The organism is uncultured Sphingomonas sp., from assembly GCF_913776855.1.
Taxonomy (GTDB): domain Bacteria; phylum Pseudomonadota; class Alphaproteobacteria; order Sphingomonadales; family Sphingomonadaceae; genus Sphingomonas.
The window spans coordinates 21,840-43,191 of sequence record NZ_CAJYQD010000030.1 but is presented as its reverse complement, the minus strand read 5'-3'; the positions used below and the strand labels follow the sequence as shown (position 1 = coordinate 43,191).

Genomic DNA, 21,352 nt, shown 5'->3' with positions numbered 1-21,352 from the left:
TGCCACCGCCTGAACCAGCGTACTCGAGTCGCGCCAGACACTGCGATTCAAAGGGGACTTATGAACACCAAGCTTTATGCCGGCGTGGCCTTCGCCGCGCTCCTCCTGCCTGCTTCGGCCTTTGCGCAGTCGACCGGTTCGACCGATTTCGAATCGGAAGAAATCGTCGTGACCGGTTCGAGCGTCCAGAACGGCGTCGACGGCATCAAGATTCCCGACAGCCCCAAGGCGCGCGTCGTGCTGGATCAGGAGTTCATCGCGAAGCAGGCGCCAGGCAACACCGTTCTCGACGCGCTGAACATCGTGCCGGGCGTGAACTTCACCCAGAGCGATCCGTTCGGTTCGGCCGGCGGCAACATCCGCATCCGCGGCTTCGACAACAACCGCGTGTCGCTGACCTTCGATGGTTTCCCGCTGAACGATTCGGGCAACTACGCGATCTATTCGAACCAGCAGCTTGATCCCGAGCTGATCGACGAGATCAACGTCAACCTCGGCGCGACCGACGTCGACAGCCCGACCGCATCGGCCGCCGGTGGCACGATCAACTATCGCACGCTGATTCCGTCGGAAACCCTGTCGGCGACGCTGGTCGCCTCGTACGGCGATTATGATTTCCACCGCGTGTTCGGCCTGATCGAAACCGGCAACCTGACCTCGTTCGGCACGCGCGCCTTCCTGTCGGCGTCGAAGGCGTCGAACGACAAGTTCCGTGGTCCGGGCGGCATCCGCAAGCAGCAGTTCAACGCGGGCATCTACCAGCCGCTCGGCGACAATGGCGACTTCATCCGCATCTCGGGCCATTACAACGAGAACCGGAACAACTTTTACCGTTCGGTCTCGGTGGGCGACATGCGCACCCTGTTCGGCACCGGGGTCATCCCGGCGAATGCCAATGCATCGCCGTCGAACCCGATCCGCATCGACCTGACCGACAGCCAGTTCGAAACCGTCAACAATTTCGAGAATGACGAGTTCTGCTCGACGCCGACCCCGGTCAACGGCACGGCGCAGGCGGCGAACAACTGCTCGAACTATTACGGCATTCGCGTCAACCCGTCGAACACCGGCAACGTCCGCGCCAATTCGCGCTTCTCGCTGACCGATCAGCTGACGCTGACGCTCGACGGTTCGTACCAGTACACGCTGGCCCATGGCGGCGGCACCTCGACGCTGGCCGAGAACTCGGCGCGCGCCAAGGGTAGCCTGACGACCTCGCCGGGTGTCGATTTCAACGGTGACGGCGACTTCCGCGACACGGTGCGCTTCTTCTCGCCCAACATCACCAACACCAACCGCTACACTGGCATCGCGTCGCTCCGCTACGACTTCAACGACGACCAGCGCGTCCGCGTCGCCTATACCTACGACAATGCGAACCACCGTCAGACCGGCGAATGGGGCTATCTCTATTCGAACGGGATGCCGGAGGATATCTTCTCGGGTCGTAACGGTCGTCCGGTGCTTGCCGCCGACGGGTTCGTGATCTCGCAGCGTGATCGCAAGTCGGTGGCCCTGCTGAACCAGATCTCGGGCGAATATATCGGCCGCTTCTTTGACCGGGCGTTCACGCTGCAGGTCGGCCTGCGCGCGCCGTTCTTCAAGCGCAACCTGGAAACCTACTGCCCGATCGAGGCACGCGGTTCGGGCTTCGCATATTGCACCAGCGAACCGGTCGCCTCGCTGCGCATCATCGCCCCGAACGCGGTCGTCCCGACCACCGGTGCGACCCCCTATTATGCGCCGTTCGCGCAGACCTATAAGTATGATGCGTTGCTGCCCAACGCCGGCTTCACCTACAACTTTGCTGACACCAACGTCAGCATGTTCGGTAGCTATGCCAAGGGCTTCTCGGCACCGCGCACGGACAATCTGTACCGCGCCCCGTTCATCGGCGTGCAGCCGGAAAAGACCGACTCGTTCGATCTCGGCGTTCGTTACAACAGCCGCATGGTGCAGTCGCAGCTGACCGGCTGGTACATCAAGTACAAGAACCGTATCGTTACCTCGTTCGACTTCGATCAGGGCATCTCGTTCGACCGCAACATCGGTGCGGTGGAAAGCTATGGCTTCGATGGCACCGTCACGGTCCGTCCGACGACCTGGTTGGGGCTGACCGCGATCGCGTCGTACACCCACACCGAACTGCTCTCGAACGTGCAGACCGCCGGCACGGCGATCGCGCAGACGAAGGGCAAGAAGGTGCCGGAAACGCCGGAATGGCAGTTCGGTGGTCGCGCGGAGTTCAACTACGGTCCGCTGAACGTCGGCGTGCAGGGCAAGTATGTCGACGAGCGCTTCGCGACCGACGTCAACGACGTCGTTGTCGGTGCCTATACGCTGGTCGATCTGGACGCGCGCTTCAGCCTCGAACAGTACGGCCTGAAGCGCACCAGCTTCTCGGTGAACGTCCGCAACTTGTTCGACGAGAAGTATTTCGGCAACATCAGCACGCAGGTCGATGCGCTGTCGGGCAACCCGAACTTCTCGGTCGGCTACCCGCGCACGGTCATCGGTTCGATCAAGTTCGGCTTCTAAGCCCTACCCGGACCCACCAAACGGCAACCGCCGTCCCGGCAACGGGGCGGCGGTTTTCGTTTGGGGGCCGCTTGCGCTAAGGCCATTTTGCCAACCCGCCCCCGCCCGGCTATGACGCGCATCGGGGCACAAGACGACTGACGGAGCGCATGACGCCGAAGCCCGCCATTTTCTCGCGCCCCTTCTTCGAACAGAAGAACCGCGCCTTCTGGCTGCTGCAGGCCGCCGGCTGGACCGGCTATCTGCTGCTGCGATCGGTTTCGACCGTCGCCAGCGCCGCGTCGCTGAAGAATGTGCTGGGCAATATCGTCGAGGTGATCGTCGGTTACTGCCTGACGCTGCTGATGAGCGTGCTGTACGGCTATTACCGGTCGCTGCCGCGGGTGCCGGCGATCTTCCTGACGATGTGTACGCTGTCGGCGGCGACCTTTGCCTATTCGCTGATCGACGCGTTCGTCTTCACCTTCATCCGCAACGTGTCGCCCGATGTCAGCCTGTCGCTGGTGCTGGGCACGCTGTTCCTGAACTTCACCGTGCTGACCGGCTGGTCGGCACTGTATTTCGGGATCAATTTCTACCTGGTGGTCGAACAGCAGGTCGACGAGATGCGGATGCTGGAGATGCAGGCGTCCTCCGCACAGCTTGCCATGCTGCGCTACCAGCTGAACCCGCATTTCCTGTTCAACACGCTCAATTCGATCTCGACGCTCGTGCTGCTGAAACAGACCGAGAAGGCGAATGTCATGCTCAGCCGGCTGTCGTCGTTCCTGCGCTATACGCTGGCCAACGAACCGACCGCGCATGTCACGCTGGAGCAGGAGGTTGAAACGCTCAAACTCTATCTCGATATCGAAAAGATGCGGTTCGAAGATCGCCTGCGCACCAGTTTCGACATCGACGGCCGCGTCGCGCACGCGCGGCTGCCGTCGCTGCTGCTGCAACCGCTGGTCGAAAACGCGATCAAATATGCGGTCACGCCGCAGGAGGACGGGGCCGATATTTCGATCACCGCTCGACTGGCCGGGGATCGGGTGCAGATCGCCGTGTCCGATACCGGCCCCGGCTTGATCGACGGACCGAAGCGGCCGACGCTGTCCACCGGTGTCGGCATACAGAATATCCGGGACCGGCTGGCACAGGCATATGGCCCCGACCATCGTTTCGATACCCGTTCCGGCAATGACGGCGGGTTCGTGGTCGAGATCGAACTGCCGTACCAGACGCAAGACGTTACCAAAGAGGCTGCATGACCATCCGTACCATCCTTGTCGACGACGAATCGTTGGCGATTCAGGGCCTCGAACTACGCCTGCAGGCGCATGAGGATGTCGAGATCATCGACCGATGCCAGAACGGCCGCGAGGCGATCCGTTCGATCAAGACCCACAAGCCCGACCTCGTGTTCCTCGACATCCAGATGCCGGGCTTTGACGGCTTTTCGGTGGTGCAGGGACTGATGGAGGTCGAACCGCCGCTGGTCGTCTTCGTGACCGCGTACAGCGACCACGCGATCCGCGCGTTCGAGGCGCAGGCGGTCGATTACCTGATGAAGCCGGTCGAGGAATCGCGCCTGGCCGATACGCTCGACCGCGTGCGCCAGCGGCTGACCGAAAAGCGGGGCCAGGCCGAGGTCGAAAAGCTGAAGGAAGTGCTGGCCGAGGTCGCGCCCGACACGGCGGCCGAGATGGAGGCGGAAGGCGACGATGCGGTCGGCGCGAACCGCTTCGAAAAGCTGATCAACATCAAGGATCGCGGCCAGATCTTCCGCGTCGATGTCGACACGATCGAGATGATCGAGGCGGCGGGCGATTACATGGTCATCAACACCGGCGACAATTCGCTGGTGCTGCGCGAGACGATGAAGGACCTCGAAAAGCGCCTCGACCCGCGCCGGTTCCAGCGCGTCCACCGCTCGACCATCGTCAATCTCGACCTGGTCAAGCAGGTGAAGCCGCATACCAACGGCGAATGCTTCCTGATCCTCGAATCCGGGTCGCAGGTGAAGGTCAGCCGCTCGTATCGCGACGTGGTGGCGCGCTTCGTCCACTGATGACCGGGTTGACGGTAGCGGCGCTGTACCGCTTTACGGACATCGCCGACCCGTCGGGGACCCGCGACACGCTGGAGGCGGTACTGGCTGGCGCCGGCGTTCGCGGCACGCTGCTGATCGCGACCGAAGGGGTCAACGGCACGATCGCCGGCAGTGCGGAGGGCATCGCCACCGCGCTCGCCGCGATCCGCGCCCTGCCGGGCTGCGAGGATCTGGCGCCCAAGTTCAGCCACGCGGCGGCGATGCCGTTCCACCGGCTGAAGGTGCGGGTGAAGCAGGAAATCGTGACGATGGGCGTGCCCGGCACCGACCCGACCGCGATCGTTGGCACCTATGTCGCGCCCGCCGACTGGAACGCGCTGATCGCCGATCCGGAAACGGTCGTGATCGATACCCGCAATGCCTATGAGGTGAAGGTCGGTACCTTCGCCGGCGCAGTTGATCCGCACACCGACAGCTTTCGTGACTTTCCCGACTGGTTCCGCGCCAACCGGACCAAGTTGCTGGCCGGCAAGCGGAAGGTTGCGATGTTCTGTACCGGCGGCATACGCTGCGAGAAATCGACCGCCTTCCTCAAGGGCGAGGGCATTGAGGATGTCTATCATCTCGACGGCGGCATCCTGAAATATCTGGAGGACGTGCCGGTCGAGGCCAGCGCCTGGGAAGGCGAATGCTTCGTCTTCGACGAACGTGTTGCGGTCGGCCACGGCCTTGAACAAGGTACCCATGCACTATGCCGCGGCTGTCGGATGCCCGTCAGTCCCGAAGACCGTGCATCACCGCTGTTCGAGGAAGGCGTGCAATGCCCCGCCTGCGCCGGCACCCGCGACGCCGCGACGCTGGCGGCGAAGGCGGAACGGCATCGGCAGGTGACGCTGGCGGCGAAGCGCGGCGAGCAGCATGTCGGCAGGCGGATGGAGCGGGAAGAGGATTGATCGCCCCCATCCTTCGCCGCCTTCGGCGCCTCCTTCCCTCTCCGTCGGAAGAGGGAAGGAGGCGCAGAGCGCCGGAAGGGTGAGGGTCGCCGCCGTCGATCGGTTTTGATGCCGACTACGAACTATGCTGCGGTTGCTGGGTAGCGGACGCGCGCATCGCTGCAAGAGGTCCCGGCCTGTGCCGGAGCAACGGAGCCTTATTCCGCCTCGTCGGCCTTCACGTCTTCGGCCGGCGCTTCCGCGCCCTCGGCCGGGGTCTGGAAATAGGCTTCGACTGGGCCGGACAGCTTGATGGTCAGCGGCTGGCCCTTGCGGTCGACCTTCTTGCCGAGCGCGACGCGAATCCAGCCTTCGGAAATCGAATATTCCTCGACGTCGTTGCGCTCGGCGCCCTTGAAGCGGATGCCGATGCCACGCTCCAGCACGGGCTGGTCGAAATGCGGGCTGCGCGGATTGATCGAGAGGCGATCGGGGGGCGTATCTGTCATGGGCGCGGCCCATGCCGCAAAACGCCGCCCCCGCCAAGCGGAAAGGGCGGAGGATCATGCTCCCCCGCCCCGTCCATCAGTTGCAGACGCGCACGCGCACGGTCTGGTCGTAATAGGGATCGTAGCGGCGTTCGACCCAGCAACGCTGATAGTTGTTGTAGCGATAGGCGTAATAGCCGTCGTTCGGATAATAGCCGCGCTGACGATAGTAACGATCGTCATAATCATAGGCATAGCCGCGGTCGCGGTAATAGCGGTCGCGATAGCGGCGGTCGTTGGCGCTCGATACCAGCGCAGCACCGATCGCAAGTCCGGCGATCCCGGCAACGACGGCGGCACCGCCATTGTCCCGGCCCCGGTGCCAGCCGCGATCATAGCCCCGGTCCCAGCCATAGCCGCGACGCCACTGCGCATCGGCAGGGGCAGCGGCGGTGAGCGCGGTCACGGCGAGCGACAGCCCCAGGCCCGCCTTGGTCAGCAAGGTGTTCATGCCAATCTCCTCAACATGCGTGGGGGCCACGTCGCCCCTTGTCACGTCGACGCATCTGCGCCGATGATCGATTCGATACGCCCGTGCGACTGAACGGACGTGGAACCGGGCATTCACCGGCCGTTTAGGAAAGGTTGACCATGGCGTACTGGCTGTTGAAGTCCGAACCCGACAGCTATGGCTGGGACGATCTGGTGCGGGACGGCGGTACCGAATGGGACGGCGTGCGCAACCACGCCGCCGCGAACCATCTGCGCGCGATGGCGGTCGGCGACCGGGCGCTGTTCTACCATTCGGGCAAGGACAAGGCGGCGGTCGGCGTGGCGCGGATCGCCCGCACGGCGCAGGCCGATGGCGACGATGGCTGGGTGTCGGTCCGGGTCGAAGCGGACCATGCCCTGCCTCGTGCGGTGACGCTCAGCGCGATGAAGGCGGAGGAGGCGCTGAAGGACATGGCCATGCTGCGCCAGTCGCGCCTGTCGGTGTCGCCGGTGCGTGACGCCGAATGGGCGGTCGTGACCGGGTTGGCGGGGGAATAGCTGCCGTCACCTCACCCACACCGTTCGGTCCGAGCAGCTTCGAGCGAAGTCGAGAAGCGTCCGTCGAGAACGGGGTGCCCCAAACCGGGTGTTCCCGACGATCGCTTCTCGACAGGCTCGAAGCTGCTCGAACCGAGCGGAGCGGGTAAGCTACGCCCCCTCCACCCGCGCCAGCCGTGGCGACAGCACATGCACCAGCAGCAGCGCGACGAAGTACGCCGACCCGGCGACGAAGAACAACGGCGCATAGCTGCCGATCCCGTCCAGCACATAACCGGCATACTTCGCCATCAACATGCCGCCGACCGCGCCGACCGTCCCGCCAATGCCCACGACCGACCCGACCGCCGCGCGCGGGAACAGGTCGGAAGGGAGCGTATAGAGGTTCGCCGAGAACGCCTGGTGCGCCGCCGTCGCGATCCCGATCACCAGCACCGCGACCCACAGATTGTCGATCGACTGGGCAAAGAACACCGGCAGCACCGCGACCGCGCAGACGAACATCGTCGCCTTGCGCGCAAAATTCACGGTTCGTCCGCTGGCGATCAACCGCGACGACAGCCAGCCACCTGCGACGCTGCCCAGGTCGGACAACAGGTAGATCGCGACCAGCGGTGGCCCGAAGCTCAACAGGTCGAGGTCGTAGCGGTCGCCCAGATAGCCCGGCAGCCAGAACAGGAAGAACCACCAGATCGGGTCGATGCAGAACTTGCCCAGCGCATAGGCCCAGGTCTCGCGCTTCGTCACCAGCCGCCTCCAAGCGATCGTCTGTACCGGATCGGCCGGGTCCTGTTCGATCCACGCCAGTTCGCCCGACGACAGCTTCTGGTGATCGCGCGGGGACCGGTAAAAGGCGAGCCACGCGACCAGCCACACCAGGCTGACGACGCCGGTCACCACGAACGCCATGCGCCAGCCATAGGCGATGGTCAGCACCGGCACCGCCAGCGGCGTGATGATCGCGCCGACATTGGCCCCGGCATTGAACACGCCGATGGCAAAGGCGCGTTCCTTGGCCGGGAACCATTCGGTCACCGCCTTGATCCCCGCCGGGAAATTTCCCGCCTCGCCCAGCCCCAGCCCGAACCGCGCCATCGCAAACTGGGTGACGCCGTAGGCGCCGCCATGGGCGATATGCGCGACCTGCCAGATGACGAAGGCGACGGCATAGCCCATCCGCGCGCCGATCACGTCGACGATCCGCCCGAACCCGATATAGCCGATGGCGTAGGCCATCTGGAAAAAGAAGATGACGTTGGCGAAATCGGTCTCGGTCCAGCGAAGGTCCTTCGACAGCGTGGGTTTCAGCACCCCGATCATCTGCCGGTCGACATAGTTGATGACCGTCGCCATGAACAACAGCGCGACGATCCCCCAGCGATAGCGACCCGCGCGTGCCACCGCGCGTTCGATGCCGTCACCCTGCTCCGTCATTCCACGCCTCCGCTTGCATCCTCTGCGGCCCGGCCCGTCTGCTGGGGCCGATTCCGCGTTGTTGGTTTGGGGCGGGATAGGGCGACCTTCCGATCGCCATCATCCCTCACCGCCGTTTCGTACCCCGGCGAAGGCCGGGGCCCAGTTGGGGGACGCCTGTGCCTTGCCGGAAGGCCTTCCCAACTGGACCCCGGCCTCCGCCGGGGTACGACCATGTATGCCAAGGCACGCCGCGCCCACCGTCTATCATAGGATCGCGGGCGCGTGCCGATCAGGCAGCATCGACCTGCGCCCCGGCCGCCGCCACGATCCCGCACGCCACATGCAGCACCCCAAAATCCGCCTCGAACCGCTGGCCCGGCCGGATCTGATGCACGCCGGTCACCGCGCCCGACGACACCCATGTTCCCGGCGCCAGCGGCTGTCCGCGCGCCGCGAGGCAATCGACCAGGAACGCCACCGCGCCGATCGGCCCGTCGAGCATGGTCCGTGCCGTCGCGCTGCCGACCACCACATCGTCGATACGCGATTCCACCGGCCAGTCCAGAAAGCCCAGTTCGCGCCAGCCCGGCACTTCCGCCCCAATCAACAGCCCGAAATTATTGCCGTAATCGCTGATCGTCACCAACGGGCCATCGGCGTTGATCCCGACATAGGGCGAACTGGCGATCTCGACGCCGATATGCACCGCATCGACCAGATCCAGCGCTTCGTCCAGCGACAGGGCGGTGCGGCCCGGCGCGGGCGCGCGACCGATCCGCACGCAATATTCCGCCTCCGCAGCGGCAAAGCCATCGGCGATGACCGCCATTTCTGCCGTATCCATGCCGAACACCTGGTCGGCGAAGATTGGTCCGGCCAGGCGGTTTGCGCCCAGCGCTGTATCCAGCGGCGCGTTGATCCGCCCGACCTTCCACCCGGCGACAACGCGCCCGTCGATGGCGATTGCCCGGTCCTGCACCGCATAGGCATCGGCAAGCGTCTTCGGCGCGTCGCCGGGATAGGGCGACAGGCCCGTCGCCTGCCGCCGCGCCGTCACGAACGCCTGTGCGATACGATCGCGATTACCCATGCCCCAGCCTCTCTCTTCTCTAAGCCGCGGCGTATAGGAAACCGGTGTCACACGCAAGGCGATGAAATCGTCCCACCGGGACATTGGCGGATCGCGCGCCCCGCGCTATCGATCGGCCATGAAGAAGACCGGCCAGCCGACCATCAACGACGTCGCCCGCCTTGCCGGGGTTTCCAAGAAGACGGTCAGCCGGGTGATCAACCAGTCACCCCTGCTGAACGGTGAGACACGGGACAAGGTACAGGCGGTCATCGCCGAGCTGGGATACATCCCCAATCCGCAGGCACGCGCGCTGGCGTTGCGCCGCAACTTCCTGATCGCGCTGATCCACGACAATCCCAATGCGCAGATGGTGTTGCGGGTGCAGCAGGGGTTGCTGGAGGTGTTGCGCGACACCGAATTCGAACTGCTGGTCCATCCCGTTGATCGCGGCGCGCCCGACATGCGGGACGAAATCCGCCGCTTCCTCGAACGGCAGCGGCCGTACGGCGTCATGCTGCTTCCCCCCATCTCCGAAAACGATGCGCTGGCGGCACTGTGTGCGCAGATCGGCTGCCGCTATGTCCGCATGGGGTCGGCCGCGTTCGACGATCCGGGGCATATGGTGTCGTCGAACGATCGGGAGGCGGTGCGCGGTGCGATCGATCACCTGTTCGCCGCCGGGCACCGCCGAATCTGCATGATCGCCGGTCCGCACGGCTTCCGATCGGCGTTCGAACGGCAGCAGGGTTACGAGGAGGCGATGGAGGCCGCCGGTCTGGGCGTACAGCGCACCTGGATCGCGCAGGGTGACTATACCTTCGAATCGGGAATGCGTGCCGCCGAACGGCTGCTCGACCTGTCGCCGCGCCCGACCGCGATCTTTTCATCCAACGACGAAATGGCGGCGGGCGCGCTGCATATCGCGCGGCAACGCGGGCTGGACGTGCCGGAGAACCTGTCGATCGTCGGGTTCGACGACACCTCGATCGCGTCGCACCTGTGGCCGCCGCTTACGACCGTCCGCTGGCCGATCGCCACCATGGCCCGCGCCGCCGCGTTGAAGCTGATCGGCGAGGATGACGACGAACCCGACGCCGATGCGCCAGAGGCGGAGGCGACGCTGTTCGTCTCGACGTTGATCCGCAGGGCATCGGTCGCAAAACCGCAGGGGTAACTTGCCCCAGCGGATGACACCGATTACCCTCTCCCTACAACGCTCGCGCCACCGCGTCGCCCCGTAAGCGCGCAAGGGCGATGCGACCGCCGGCAACGACCGGCATTTTCTGGGGGAGAGGACCCATGACCCTGCCGATCGCCCGTCGTGACCTGATCGCCGGTGCCGCCGCCCTCACCCTGATCCGCCCGGCGCGCGCCGCCGGTACCGACCCGGTGGTCACCGCGCCCGGCGGTCGGTGGCGCGGTACGACGCAGGCCGGGGTGCAGGTGTTTCGCGGCATCCGCTACGGTGTCGACCCGACCCGCTTTCGTTTCCGACCGGTCGCGGCGCCCGCACCGCAGCGCGAGACGCTGGACGCGACCGCCTTCGCACCCTCCTGCCCGCAGCGCGCCGACACCGCCAACCAGCGCGAGGACTGCCTGTTTCTCAACGTCTGGACGCCCGAGGCCCGTCCGGGGGCGAACCGGCCGGTAATGGTCTATTTCCACGGCGGCGCCTATATGAACGGCACCGTCGTCGACCCGCTGGTCGATGGCCAGCGGCTGGCGGCGGACGGCGACGTCGTGGTGGTGACGGTCAATCACCGCCTCAATGCGCTGGGCTATCTGTATCTCGCCCGGCTCGACCCGCACTTTCCCGACAGTGGCAATGTCGGTCAACACGACCTGCTGCTCGCGCTGCGCTGGATACGTGCCAATATCGCGCGGTTCGGTGGCGATCCCCGCCGGGTCATGCTGTTCGGCCAGTCGGGCGGCGGGGCAAAGATCGCGACGCTGATGGCGATGCCGGACGCCCATGGCCTGTTCCACGCTGCCGCGACGATGAGCGGGCAACAGGTCACCGCCTCCGGCCCGCTCAACGCCACCCGCCGGGCGCAGGCGTTCCTCACCCGGTTGAAGGCAACGCCCGCCGAAGCGGCAACCCTGCCCGTCGCCCGGTTGATCGACGCGCTGTCGGCCGAAGACCCGATCCTTGGCGGCGGGGTCTATATGGGGCCGGTGCTGGACATGCGGTCGCTGACACGTCACCCCTTCTGGCCCGACGCCCATCCGCTGGGCCGGCCCATCCCGTTGATATTGGGCAACACGCGCGAGGAAACCCGCGCCTTCATCGCGCCCCAGCCGGACCCGACATGGGACAACCTCGCCGCCCGCATCGCGCCGCAACTGCGCGTCGACGCGCTGCCCGAATGGGTCGTGGCGCAATATCGCGCGCAATTTCCGGCGATGACGCCGACCGACATCCTGTACCGCGCGACCACCGCCGGGCGCAGTTGGCCGGGACAGGTGATCGAGGCAGAGGCGCGCGCCGCCGCCGGTTCGCCCGCCTGGGTCTATCAGCTCGATTACAGCTCGCCCGTCCGGCCCGGTGGCCGGGCAGCGCATACCGACGATATTCCATTGGTGTTCGGCACGCTCGACGCGCCCGGATCGATGAGCGGCACCGGCCCCGCCGCCCGTGCGCTGTCGGCACGGATGATGGCGGCGTTCGTCTCCCTGGCCCGCAACGGCCATCCCGGTCGCGACTGGCCGCGCCACACCCTGCCCCGGCGGGAGACGATGGTGTTCGACACGACCAGCCGCATGGCCGACGATCCCCGGCGCTGGGAACGCGAACTGTTCGCCCGCTTTCCGTATATCCAGCCGGGGACCTGAGGGCCTACGATCCGATCGTCATCCCAGCGCAGGCTGGGACAACCTACCGGATCGGCGCGTAACCCCGGTCAGCGCCGCCGCCCGGTCGCCCAGTCCAGCGCCCCGCCGACATGGGCAAGCACGCGCGGATCGCCCCAGCTTTCCTTGCGGTGGCCAAGTCCGGTGTAGAATACCCGCCCCTTCCCCACGCGATGCGCCCAGGCGAGCGGCTTGGGGTTCACGTCGCCGGCACCGATCGACTGCGGATCGAACGTCAGCAGGTGGTCGATGTCGGTCGACAGGTCGCGAAAGCCGTACCATTCGTCGGCGATCCGGAAATGATCGGGCAGGCCGTTGGTCGCCGGGTGGCGATGCGGGGTTCGCGTGACCTCCGCCTCCGGCGTGCCCGGCGGATGCTGCGCGAACCGCCCGCCGATCATCCGCGCATACCACGGCCAGTTGTAATGCGAATCGGCCGCGGCATGGATCGCGACGATGCCGCCGCCACCCTCGACATAGCGCTGCAGCGCGCCCTGTCGCGGACCGACGAACCATTCGCTCTCTGGCCGTTTCGGGTCGGTGGTCGTCGATACCAGCACGATCGCGGCATAGGTCAGCGGCTGGTCGAATACCGCCGGATCGTCGCTGGCGACCGGCTCCATGCCACGCTCGCGCACGATTTTCGTCAGCGTGACGACGGCGGCCGGGATCGAGTCGTGGACGAACCCGGTCGCGCGGTGGAACAGCAGCACGCGCGGCGCCGCATGTCCCGGCACCGCGAACAGCAGCGCCAGCAGCGTGACGACCAGCCGCACGATCATTGCCGCATCGCCCGGTCGCGCACCGAAAGCGATTCCTGGATCGGCCCCTTCTGCCCCGGATAGCGTCCCGATTTCGGTTCCATCGTCACCAGATCCCACTCCCCCTCGACGAACGGCGCCGTGGTCGGCACCGGATGGGGATATTCGCTCACTTGCCGTTCGTCGTCGATGATCTTTCCGCGCCCCTCGGCCACAAAGAACAGCACGCGGATATCGTCGGCATCGCGGTCCCATGGCCGCGCACCGGCATTGGCCAGCACATGGGTCTCGACATCCTGCGCCGGCAGCACTGGCAGCCCGGTCGGCCAGACCGGCGGGGTCTTCACCTCGATCAGCTTCGCCCGCGTGTATCCATAGCGGCCGAACATCGGCAGCGGGCCGCCATGCTTGTCGACCGCGACGTTATCGCGTCCGTGATAGCGCAGGTCGCCATCACCGCCCAGCATCAGGAACGGCAGGTTCGCATCGGTCGACGGCCCGGCGCGCAGGACGTTGCCGACCGCCGACAGCTTGCCCTCCTGATATTCGTGCCCCGCCCATTCGAGCGCCATCAGGTTGTAATGCACCGCGCGCGTGCCGGGGTCGTAGATCAGGTTGTTGACCACCGCCGCCTGCACGCCCCCTTTCAGCAGCGGGCTGCGCTCGACATTATGGGCATAGATGTTGCGCCAGATCAGCACGTTGGTGGCGTTGTCGTGGATCAGCGACCCCTTGCTGTGTTCGCCCTTGGGATGGCTGGCATCGGCAAGGCCTTCGGACAGCAGATTGTAGCTGAAGGTGATGTCGTGGCTGGTTCCGCGCCGCCAGTCGTCGGGCGTCGTGCCGGCAAAGCGCGGGCCGGACGCGGACAGGTTCTCGTCCAGCGCCCAGCTCATCGTGCAATGGTCGACGATGACGTTATGCGCCGACACGGTGTTCATCGCATCGACCTCCCACCCCGATCGCTTGGGCTGCCCGTCGAGGCCGGGCCGAACGCGCAGGTGGCGCACGATCACGTCATGCGCGCGAATGTCGATGCCGCCGCGGATGATCGTGATGCCAGGCGACGGTGCCGTCTGTCCGGCGATGGTCAGATAGGGTTCGGTGATGGTCAGCGTCGAGCGGCCAAGGTCGATCACCCCGCCCACCTCGAACACGACGATGCGCGGGCCTTTCGCCTCCAGCGCCGCCTTGAACGATCCGGGGCCATCCGCCGCCAGCGTCGTCACGCGCAGGATGCGCCCGCCACGCCCGCCGGGCGTCGCCGCGGCCCAGCCCTGCGCCCCCGGAAATGCGCCGACACCCGCCGGGGTCGCGACAGTTTGTGCAGGCGCGGTGCCTGCGATCAGCGCGATCGGCAAAAGCCCGCACAGGGTCAGGGCGATCCGTCGGTTCATATCGATTTCCTCTCCGAGCGCTTCTTGACAGCTTCGTCGTGACGGCACAATGTCGCGTTGACACCGGTTTCTCAAGCCGAAAACGGCAAAACCGGATTCTCGCGGCGGTTCGCATCGCGGCGGGGAGGATCGACGGAGGCACGGACCGAACCGGGACCCGCGCCGCCGATAGCTGGATGACCGGCGGGGTAGCGAAATTGCCCCCGGTGTCATCGCGCAGGGAGAGGGATTGCCATGGAAGTTCGCACCGATCGTCGCCTCATTCGCGCGCTGCTTGCCGCGACGTCGCTCATTGCCGTCGCCGGCGCGGCGCACGCACAGGAAACGCCCGCCCCCGCCGAACCGGCACCGACCGCCGAGGATGCCGAGGGCGAAATCGTCGTCACCGGCTTTCGCGCGTCGCTGAACGCCGCGCTGAACGTCAAGCGCCAGTCGGTCGGTGCGGTCGACGCGATCGTCGCGGAAGACATCGCCAAATTCCCCGACCAGAACCTCGCCGAATCGCTGCAGCGCATCCCCGGCATTGCGATCCAGCGTGACGGCGGCGAGGGCCGCGCGATCACCGTACGTGGTCTCGGCGCACAGTTCACCCGCGTCCGCGTCAACGGGCTGGAAACGGTCACGACGTCGAGCGACGGCGCCTCGGCCAATCGCGACCGGTCGTTCGATTTCAACGTGTTCGCGTCCGAACTGTTCAGCTCGATCGTCGTCCACAAGACCGCCTCGGCCGATCTGGACGAAGGGTCGCTGGGCGCGGTCGTCGACCTGAACACCGGCAATCCGCTGGCCGGCAAGACCGGCGTGACCGTCGCCGCCTCCGCCGTCGCCAACTATAACGACCTGTCGAAGACGGTCGGCCCGCGCTTCGCCGGGCTGATCGGGTGGAAGTCGCCCGATGGCACGCTCGGCGCGTCGGTGTCGGTCGCGTACCAGGACACGGTGACCAAGGAGATCGGCAACAACACCGTCCGCTGGGCACAGGCGCGCTTCGATTCGGTCGACGGCACGCGCTGCTGGACTGCGCCGAACCGGGGCGGCACCTATGTGTCGAGCGCAGCGTGCGACAAGGCGGCACTGTCATTCCACCCGCGCATCCCGCGCTATGGCGAAGTGACGCACAGCCGCGAACGCCTGGGCATCACCGGCAGCGTGCAATGGTCGCCGACCGATGCGACCAAGGTGTCGATCGATGGCCTCTATTCGCGCTTCCGCGCCGACCGCGAGGAAAAGTGGGGCGAGGTGCTGCTGCGCTCGAACGAGCGGCAGATCGACGTGCTGAACCCGACCTATGATTCGAACAACAACATGGTGTCGGCGACGCTGAACGACGCATGGGTCCGCACCGAACATTATCTGCGCCAGTCGCAGACCGAATTCTACCAGATCGGCGGCACCTGGGATCAGGATGTCGGCGACAAGTTCCGCTTCACCCTGCTCGGCGGCTTCTCCAAATCCGATGCCAGCGTGCCGGTCGAAACCACATTGGTGTTCGATGATCGCGATGCGCAGGGCTATCGGTTCGATTACAGCGACAAGAATTCACCGCTGCTCGCCTTCGGCACCAGCGTGACCGACCCGGCTAATTTCCAGCTGGCCGAAATCCGCGACCGCCCGTCCGACGTGGTGAACCAGTTCAAGACCGCGCAGCTGCGGACCGAATGGGACGTGGCCGAAGGGTTCCAGGTCCGTGTCGGCGGCGTATGGCGGCGCTATGATTACGACACCACCGCCTTTACCCGCGATACGGCGGTGTGCGGCAATGGCGGACGCGATCTGGTGCTGGGCACGATCACCTGTTCGGCCAGCACAGCGTTCGGCCCGACCGCCGTCTATGGCTTCCAGGCAACGCAGCAGCTGTCGGACCTGTTCACGCTGAAGGGGGCGAAGGCGCCATCGGGCACCACCACCCAGTGGCTGATCCCGAACCTCGACGCGGCGACGCAGTTCACCGGCCTGTACAACCGTCCGCTGGCACTCGACGTCGGCAATAACCGTGGCGTGACCGAAGAGACGAAGGGCGGCTATCTGCAATTCGATGCCAAGGGCACCGTCTTCGGCCTCGAATATGCCGCCAATGCCGGCATTCGCTACGTCCGCACCGACCAGTCGTCCTATGGCATCAACAGCGGCGTCAACGTGACGGTGAAGCGCGATTACGAGGACTGGTTGCCCTCGATGAACGTCGCGCTCTATCCAACGCCCGACATCATCGTGCGCGGCGCGATCGCCAAGGTCATCACCCGCCCCTCGCTCGGCAACCTGACGCCGGGCGGGTCGGCGGACGGCTTCAACTTCCGCGTCACCAGCGGCAATCCGTTCCTCGAACCGTTCCGCGCGACCAATTTCGATCTCGCCGCCGAATGGTATTTCGCACCGCAATCGGCCTTCTCGGTCGCGTTGTTCCGCAAGGACGTGGCGAGCTTTCCGGTCGCGATTTCGCGCAGCGGTACCTTCACCGAAACCGGCCTGTCGCCCGCCGTGCTGGTATCCTCCTCGCCCGCCGCGCTGAACCCCGCGCTGCAGTCGCAGGACATCTGGACGATCTCGACCACCGGCAATGGCGAGGGCGCGAAGCTCGACGGGATCGAAATCGCATTGCAGGCGCCGTTCCGCTTCCTGCCGGGCGTGCTGCGCAATTTCGGCGGGATCGTGAACGCGACCTTCGTCCGCTCGAGCGCCGATTATACGCAGCAGGGTCCGGCGACGACGCCGGGCGGCACGCTGCCGACCGTGACGCGCACCGAAACGCTGTACAATGTGTCGAAGCGGCAGTTCAACGCGACGCTGTATTACGAGGATGCGAAGTTCAGCGCGCGTACCTCGGTCGCCTATCGCGGGCCCTATGTCGATGGCGGGTCGGGCACCGGCAACATCTTCGAAGGCTATGATTCGATCGCCAACGTCGATGCGTCGATCCGCTACAAGCTGACCGACTTCCTCGAATTGTCGCTGGAGGGCACGAACCTGACCGATGCCTATCGCCGCCGGATCACCGACGTCGATGCGCGCCGCAATTACGAGAACAACCATTTCGGGCGCACGCTGCTGGTCGGCGCGCGGGTCAAGATGTGAGGGACCTGTCGCGGCGCGGGGTGATGGCGGGCGCGACGCTGGGCGGCGCGCTCTCCGCGCTGCCCGCCATGGGATGGTCGACCCCCGCCCCGTCGCCCCGCCGCGGGTACGATAACCAGCGGATCGCCGATCAGGGCGACGGGCGGTTCCTCAACCCGCTGATGGCGGGCGACCATCCCGATCCGACGATCCTGAAGGATGGTCGCGATTATTACATGACCTTCTCCACCTTCGATTCCTATCCGGGGCTGGTCCTCTGGCATTCGCGCGACCTGGTAAACTGGACTCCGCGCACCGCCGCGCTCAAGGCCAATATCGGGTCGGTCTGGGCGCCCGAGCTGACGAAGCACAAGGGGCGCTACTACCTCTACATTCCGACCAAGAACCCGACGACCAGCTGGGTGATCTGGGCCGATCATATCGACGGGCCATGGTCCGAACCGATCGACCTGAAGCTGCCCGACCATATCGATCCGGGCCATGCTGTCGGCGAGGACGGGTCGCGCTGGCTGTTCCTGTCGGGCGGCGACCGCATCCGACTGTCCGACGACGGGCTGTCGACGGTGGGGACGGTCGAGCATGTCTATGACCCATGGCGCTATCCCGATACGTGGGACGTCGAGGGGTTCAGCCCGGAGGGGCCGAAGGTCACGCGGCGCGGCGACTGGTTCTACCTCGTCACCGCGGTCGGCGGGACGGCGGGTCCGCCCACCGGCCATATGGTCATCGCTGCGCGCTCGCGGTCGATCCACGGGCCGTGGGAGCATCATCCGGGCAACCCGATCGTCCGGACGACCTCCCCGCAGGAAAGATGGTGGTCGCGGGGGCACGCGACCCTGGTCGAGGGACCGGACGGCAGCTGGTGGTCGGTCTATCACGGCTATGAGAATGGCTATTGGACGCTCGGCCGACAGACGTTGCTCGATCCGGTCGAATGGAGCGCCGATGGCTGGTTCCGCATGACCGGCGGCGACCTGTCCCGCCCGCTGCCAAAGCCGCGCGGCGGACAGGTGGTGCGCCATGGCCAGCCGCTGACCGATGACTTCAGGATGCTGGCGCTCGGCACGCAGTGGAATTTCTTTCGGCCCACGCCGCAGGACCGCACACGGGCACGTGTGGAGGACGGCGCGCTGTTGCTGGATGCGAAGGGCACGGCACCCTCCGACGGATCGCCACTGCTGCTGATCGCCGGTGATACGCGCTATCGCTTCGAATGTGATGTCGAGATCGCGCCGGGCGGGACCGCCGGGCTGATCCTGTTCTACGACGACAGGCTCTATTGCGGGCTGGGGTTCGATCGGGACCGCTTCGTCACCCACCAATATGGCATCGAACGCGGGCGCCCGGCCAATCCGTTTGGAGCGAGGATGCGGATGCGGGTCACCAACGACCGCCACATCGTGTCCTTCCATACCAGCGGCGATGGCGGCGCGACATGGCAGCGGTTCGACCGGGGGATGGAAGTGTCGGGCTACCACCATAATGTGCGCGGCGGCTTCCTGATGCTGCGGCCGGGACTGTATTCGGCGGGCGCGGGTACGGCCCGGTTCCGCGATTTCCGGTTTCACGCGCTATAGCAAGCTATTCGTCGACCCGGATCCAGTCGTGACCTCTGCGAAAGCTCCCTTGCGCTACCCCGGCGAAGGCCGAGGTCCAGTGGGATAGCTTTTCCGTATCCTGGGCCACTTCCCCAACTGGACCCCAGCCTTCGCCGGGGTAGCGCAAGGGGTCGGCTTCGCTAGAGACTAGAACCAATCGACATTCAGGGCTGATTGCCTTCCTCGACGCATCTGCCTGAATCACGCTCCTTCCTGGAAGGGAGGGGAAATGCTGACTGTCGATCAAGCCCAAGCCCCAGATGACAACTATGTCTGGGACGATGGCGGCTTCCGAAATCCGCTTGCCGCCCGTCCGATAACCCGCCACCACCCCCACCGAAGGGAATGGCGATGAACGATGGCGGCACGCAGCACGGGCTTTCGCGCCGGTCGATGACCATCGCCGCCTTTTCGACGGTGGTCGAATGGTACGACTTCACCCTGTATCTCTATCTGGCGACGATATTGTCGCGAGTCTTCTATGGCGGGGGCACGACGTCGCTGGCGGTGACGCTGGGCGGGTTCGCCGTGTCGTACCTGATGCGGCCGATCGGCGCCCTGGCGTTCGGGCAGGTCGGCGACCGGTTCGGGCGGCGGCGGATGATGTTGCTGTCGATGGCGCTGATGACCATCGCCATGCTCGGCATCGCGCTGCTGCCGACGCGTGCCGCGATCGGACCGGCGGCGGGGTGGCTGTTGCTCGCCCTGCGCTGTGTCATGGCGTTCTCGGTCGGGGGCGAATATACCGGGGTCGTCGCCTATCTCTACGAAGGGGCGCGGCCCGACCGACGTGGGCTGGTCACGTCGTCGGCTTCGGCGGCGAGCGAGGTCGGCGGGTTGCTCGCGGTCGGCATTTCAGCGGCGGTCGTATCGCTCCTGTCCACGGCGCAGCTGGCGGCATGGGGCTGGCGTATCCCGTTCTTCATCGGCGCGGCGCTGGCCGCGACCATCGGCATCGCGCGATCGACGTTGCAGGAATCGCCCGAGTTCGAACGGCAGCAACGCGACGGGTCGGTCCCGACCAACCCGATCGCCCATGCCCTCACCCATCATCGTGCGGCGATCGCGCGCGGTTTCGCCATCTCGGCATTGGGGTCGATCACCTATTATGTCGGCATCGTCTATGTGCCGTCGTTCCTGACCAGTACCGGCGCGATGGGCGAAGGGGCGGCGCTGTGGCTGGCGACGGCCGCCGCCGTCATGGTGATCGCGGTGACACCGCTGGTCGGGTTGTGGTCCGACCATGTAGGGCGCAAGCCGGTGCTGATCGCGATCTGCATCGCCGCCGCGATCCTGCCGATGACGATGTTCGCATGGATGGCGGGTGCCGGATCGGCTGCGCTGATCGGCGCGCTGGTGCTGGCGGCACTGGGCGGCGCGATGAGCGCAGTCGGCGCGGTCGCCACCGCCGAACAACTGCCGGGCGAGGGGCGGCTGAGCGGCCTCGCGCTGGGCGCGACGGCAGCCACCGCGATCTTCGGCGGGCTGACGCCGCTGGTGTCGCACTGGCTGCTGGAATGGACCGGCTGGGTCATGGTGCCGGGCGCCATGATCGCGGTCGTGGCGCTGGCGGTGGTTCCCGCCATCCTGGCCCTGCGCGCACCCCTGCGCTGATGCTTCGGGAGCGCCCGATCGCGCGGCCTGCAAGCGATTTGGATTTGACGCGGTTCGCGGAACATGGCTTGCCGTCGGAATGACCGAACCCCAACCCCATACCCGGACGCTCGGCCGGCTGGTCGGCTATCGCCTGCGTCGCGCCTCCGCCGTCTTTGCCAGCGACTTCGCCGTGACGCTCGAAGGGACCGGCATCCGCCAGATCCCGATGGGCATTCTGGCGGTGGTCGCCGACAATCCCGGCATCAACCAGGGCACGGTCGGTCGCCTGCTGGGGATCAAGCGCGCCAACATGGTGCCGCTGATCAACGAACTGATCGAGGCCGGGCTGATCGTTCGCGAAACCGACCCGACCGACCGCCGTGCCTTCACGCTCGACATGTCAGTGGAGGGCAATCGGATGCTGACCGAGTGCGTTGCCCGGATCGAGGCGCATGAGGAACGGTTGCTGACAGGCTTCACCGACGCGGAAAAGGCGTTGTTGCTCGACCTGCTGGAGCGGATCGAACAGCGGGCGGTGACGACGGACTAG

17 protein-coding genes are annotated in these 21,352 nt (G+C 65.9%); 11 read left to right on the top strand and 6 right to left on the bottom strand.

Annotated elements, in window-relative coordinates; genetic code table 11:
• The first annotated feature begins 60 nt into the window (after nucleotides 1-60).
• From QZ755_RS07985 to QZ755_RS07970, 4 genes are all read left to right on the top strand, one after another.
• Entirely contained in the window at nucleotides 61-2,538 is a 2,478-nt protein-coding gene (locus QZ755_RS07985) for a TonB-dependent receptor (RefSeq protein WP_294321696.1), read from the top strand.
• Between the two features lie 149 nt (nucleotides 2,539-2,687).
• Nucleotides 2,688-3,788, top strand: a complete 1,101-nt coding sequence (locus QZ755_RS07980) for a histidine kinase (RefSeq protein WP_294321694.1) — start codon at nucleotides 2,688-2,690, stop codon at nucleotides 3,786-3,788.
• Nucleotides 3,785-4,588 carry a LytTR family DNA-binding domain-containing protein gene (locus tag QZ755_RS07975; RefSeq protein WP_294321692.1) on the top strand — a complete coding sequence of 268 codons (804 nt, stop codon included), beginning with the start codon at nucleotides 3,785-3,787 and terminating at the stop codon, nucleotides 4,586-4,588. Before QZ755_RS07980 ends, QZ755_RS07975 begins: the two co-directional genes overlap by 4 nt.
• A complete protein-coding gene (locus QZ755_RS07970; RefSeq protein WP_294321690.1) occupies nucleotides 4,588-5,523 on the top strand; it encodes a rhodanese-related sulfurtransferase in 936 nt (311 codons plus the stop codon). Before QZ755_RS07975 ends, QZ755_RS07970 begins: the two co-directional genes overlap by 1 nt.
• A gap of 197 nt (nucleotides 5,524-5,720) precedes the next feature.
• Here QZ755_RS07970 and QZ755_RS07965 read toward each other — a convergent pair whose 3' ends face one another.
• Nucleotides 5,721-6,011: a DUF3297 family protein gene (locus tag QZ755_RS07965; protein ID WP_294321688.1), complete on the bottom strand. Its 291-nt coding sequence runs from the start codon at nucleotides 6,009-6,011 to the stop codon at nucleotides 5,721-5,723.
• Nucleotides 6,012-6,087: 76 nt separating this feature from the next.
• Nucleotides 6,088-6,501 carry a hypothetical protein gene (locus QZ755_RS07960; RefSeq protein WP_294321686.1) on the bottom strand — a complete coding sequence of 138 codons (414 nt, stop codon included), beginning with the start codon at nucleotides 6,499-6,501 and terminating at the stop codon, nucleotides 6,088-6,090.
• Between the two features lie 140 nt (nucleotides 6,502-6,641).
• Here QZ755_RS07960 and QZ755_RS07955 point away from each other — a divergent pair, with 140 nt between their 5' ends.
• Nucleotides 6,642-7,040: an EVE domain-containing protein gene (locus tag QZ755_RS07955; protein ID WP_294321684.1), complete on the top strand. Its 399-nt coding sequence runs from the start codon at nucleotides 6,642-6,644 to the stop codon at nucleotides 7,038-7,040.
• Nucleotides 7,041-7,190: 150 nt separating this feature from the next.
• Here QZ755_RS07955 and QZ755_RS07950 read toward each other — a convergent pair whose 3' ends face one another.
• Nucleotides 7,191-8,474, bottom strand: a complete 1,284-nt coding sequence (locus tag QZ755_RS07950; protein WP_294321683.1) for an MFS transporter — start codon at nucleotides 8,472-8,474, stop codon at nucleotides 7,191-7,193.
• Between the two features lie 271 nt (nucleotides 8,475-8,745).
• On the bottom strand, nucleotides 8,746-9,546 hold the full coding sequence (locus QZ755_RS07945; RefSeq protein WP_294321681.1) for a 2-keto-4-pentenoate hydratase: 801 nt from the start codon (nucleotides 9,544-9,546) through the stop codon (nucleotides 8,746-8,748).
• Nucleotides 9,547-9,664: 118 nt separating this feature from the next.
• Between QZ755_RS07945 and QZ755_RS07940 the strand changes: the two genes are divergently transcribed.
• A complete protein-coding gene (locus QZ755_RS07940) occupies nucleotides 9,665-10,702 on the top strand; it encodes a LacI family DNA-binding transcriptional regulator (protein WP_294321679.1) in 1,038 nt (345 codons plus the stop codon).
• A 125-nt stretch (nucleotides 10,703-10,827) separates the two neighbouring features.
• On the top strand, nucleotides 10,828-12,360 hold the full coding sequence (locus tag QZ755_RS07935; protein ID WP_294321676.1) for a carboxylesterase family protein: 1,533 nt from the start codon (nucleotides 10,828-10,830) through the stop codon (nucleotides 12,358-12,360).
• Nucleotides 12,361-12,428: 68 nt separating this feature from the next.
• On the opposite strand, the gene QZ755_RS07930 is transcribed toward QZ755_RS07935, so the two are convergent.
• Complete coding sequence (locus QZ755_RS07930) at nucleotides 12,429-13,160, bottom strand: ThuA domain-containing protein (protein WP_294321674.1); 732 nt, start codon at nucleotides 13,158-13,160, stop codon at nucleotides 12,429-12,431.
• On the bottom strand, nucleotides 13,157-14,536 hold the full coding sequence (locus tag QZ755_RS07925) for a pectate lyase (RefSeq protein ID WP_294321673.1): 1,380 nt from the start codon (nucleotides 14,534-14,536) through the stop codon (nucleotides 13,157-13,159). Before QZ755_RS07925 ends, QZ755_RS07930 begins: the two co-directional genes overlap by 4 nt.
• Nucleotides 14,537-14,770: 234 nt before the next feature.
• On the opposite strand from QZ755_RS07925, the gene QZ755_RS07920 reads away from it, so the two are divergent.
• From QZ755_RS07920 to QZ755_RS07905, 4 genes are all read left to right on the top strand, one after another.
• Entirely contained in the window at nucleotides 14,771-17,608 is a 2,838-nt protein-coding gene (locus QZ755_RS07920) for a TonB-dependent receptor (RefSeq protein ID WP_294321670.1), read from the top strand.
• A gap of 68 nt (nucleotides 17,609-17,676) precedes the next feature.
• On the top strand, nucleotides 17,677-19,185 hold the full coding sequence (locus QZ755_RS07915) for a family 43 glycosylhydrolase (protein WP_294321716.1): 1,509 nt from the start codon (nucleotides 17,677-17,679) through the stop codon (nucleotides 19,183-19,185).
• A 366-nt stretch (nucleotides 19,186-19,551) separates the two neighbouring features.
• Nucleotides 19,552-20,820, top strand: a complete 1,269-nt coding sequence (locus QZ755_RS07910; protein ID WP_294321669.1) for an MFS transporter — start codon at nucleotides 19,552-19,554, stop codon at nucleotides 20,818-20,820.
• Nucleotides 20,821-20,899: 79 nt separating this feature from the next.
• On the top strand, nucleotides 20,900-21,352 hold the full coding sequence (locus QZ755_RS07905) for a MarR family winged helix-turn-helix transcriptional regulator (protein WP_294321666.1): 453 nt from the start codon (nucleotides 20,900-20,902) through the stop codon (nucleotides 21,350-21,352).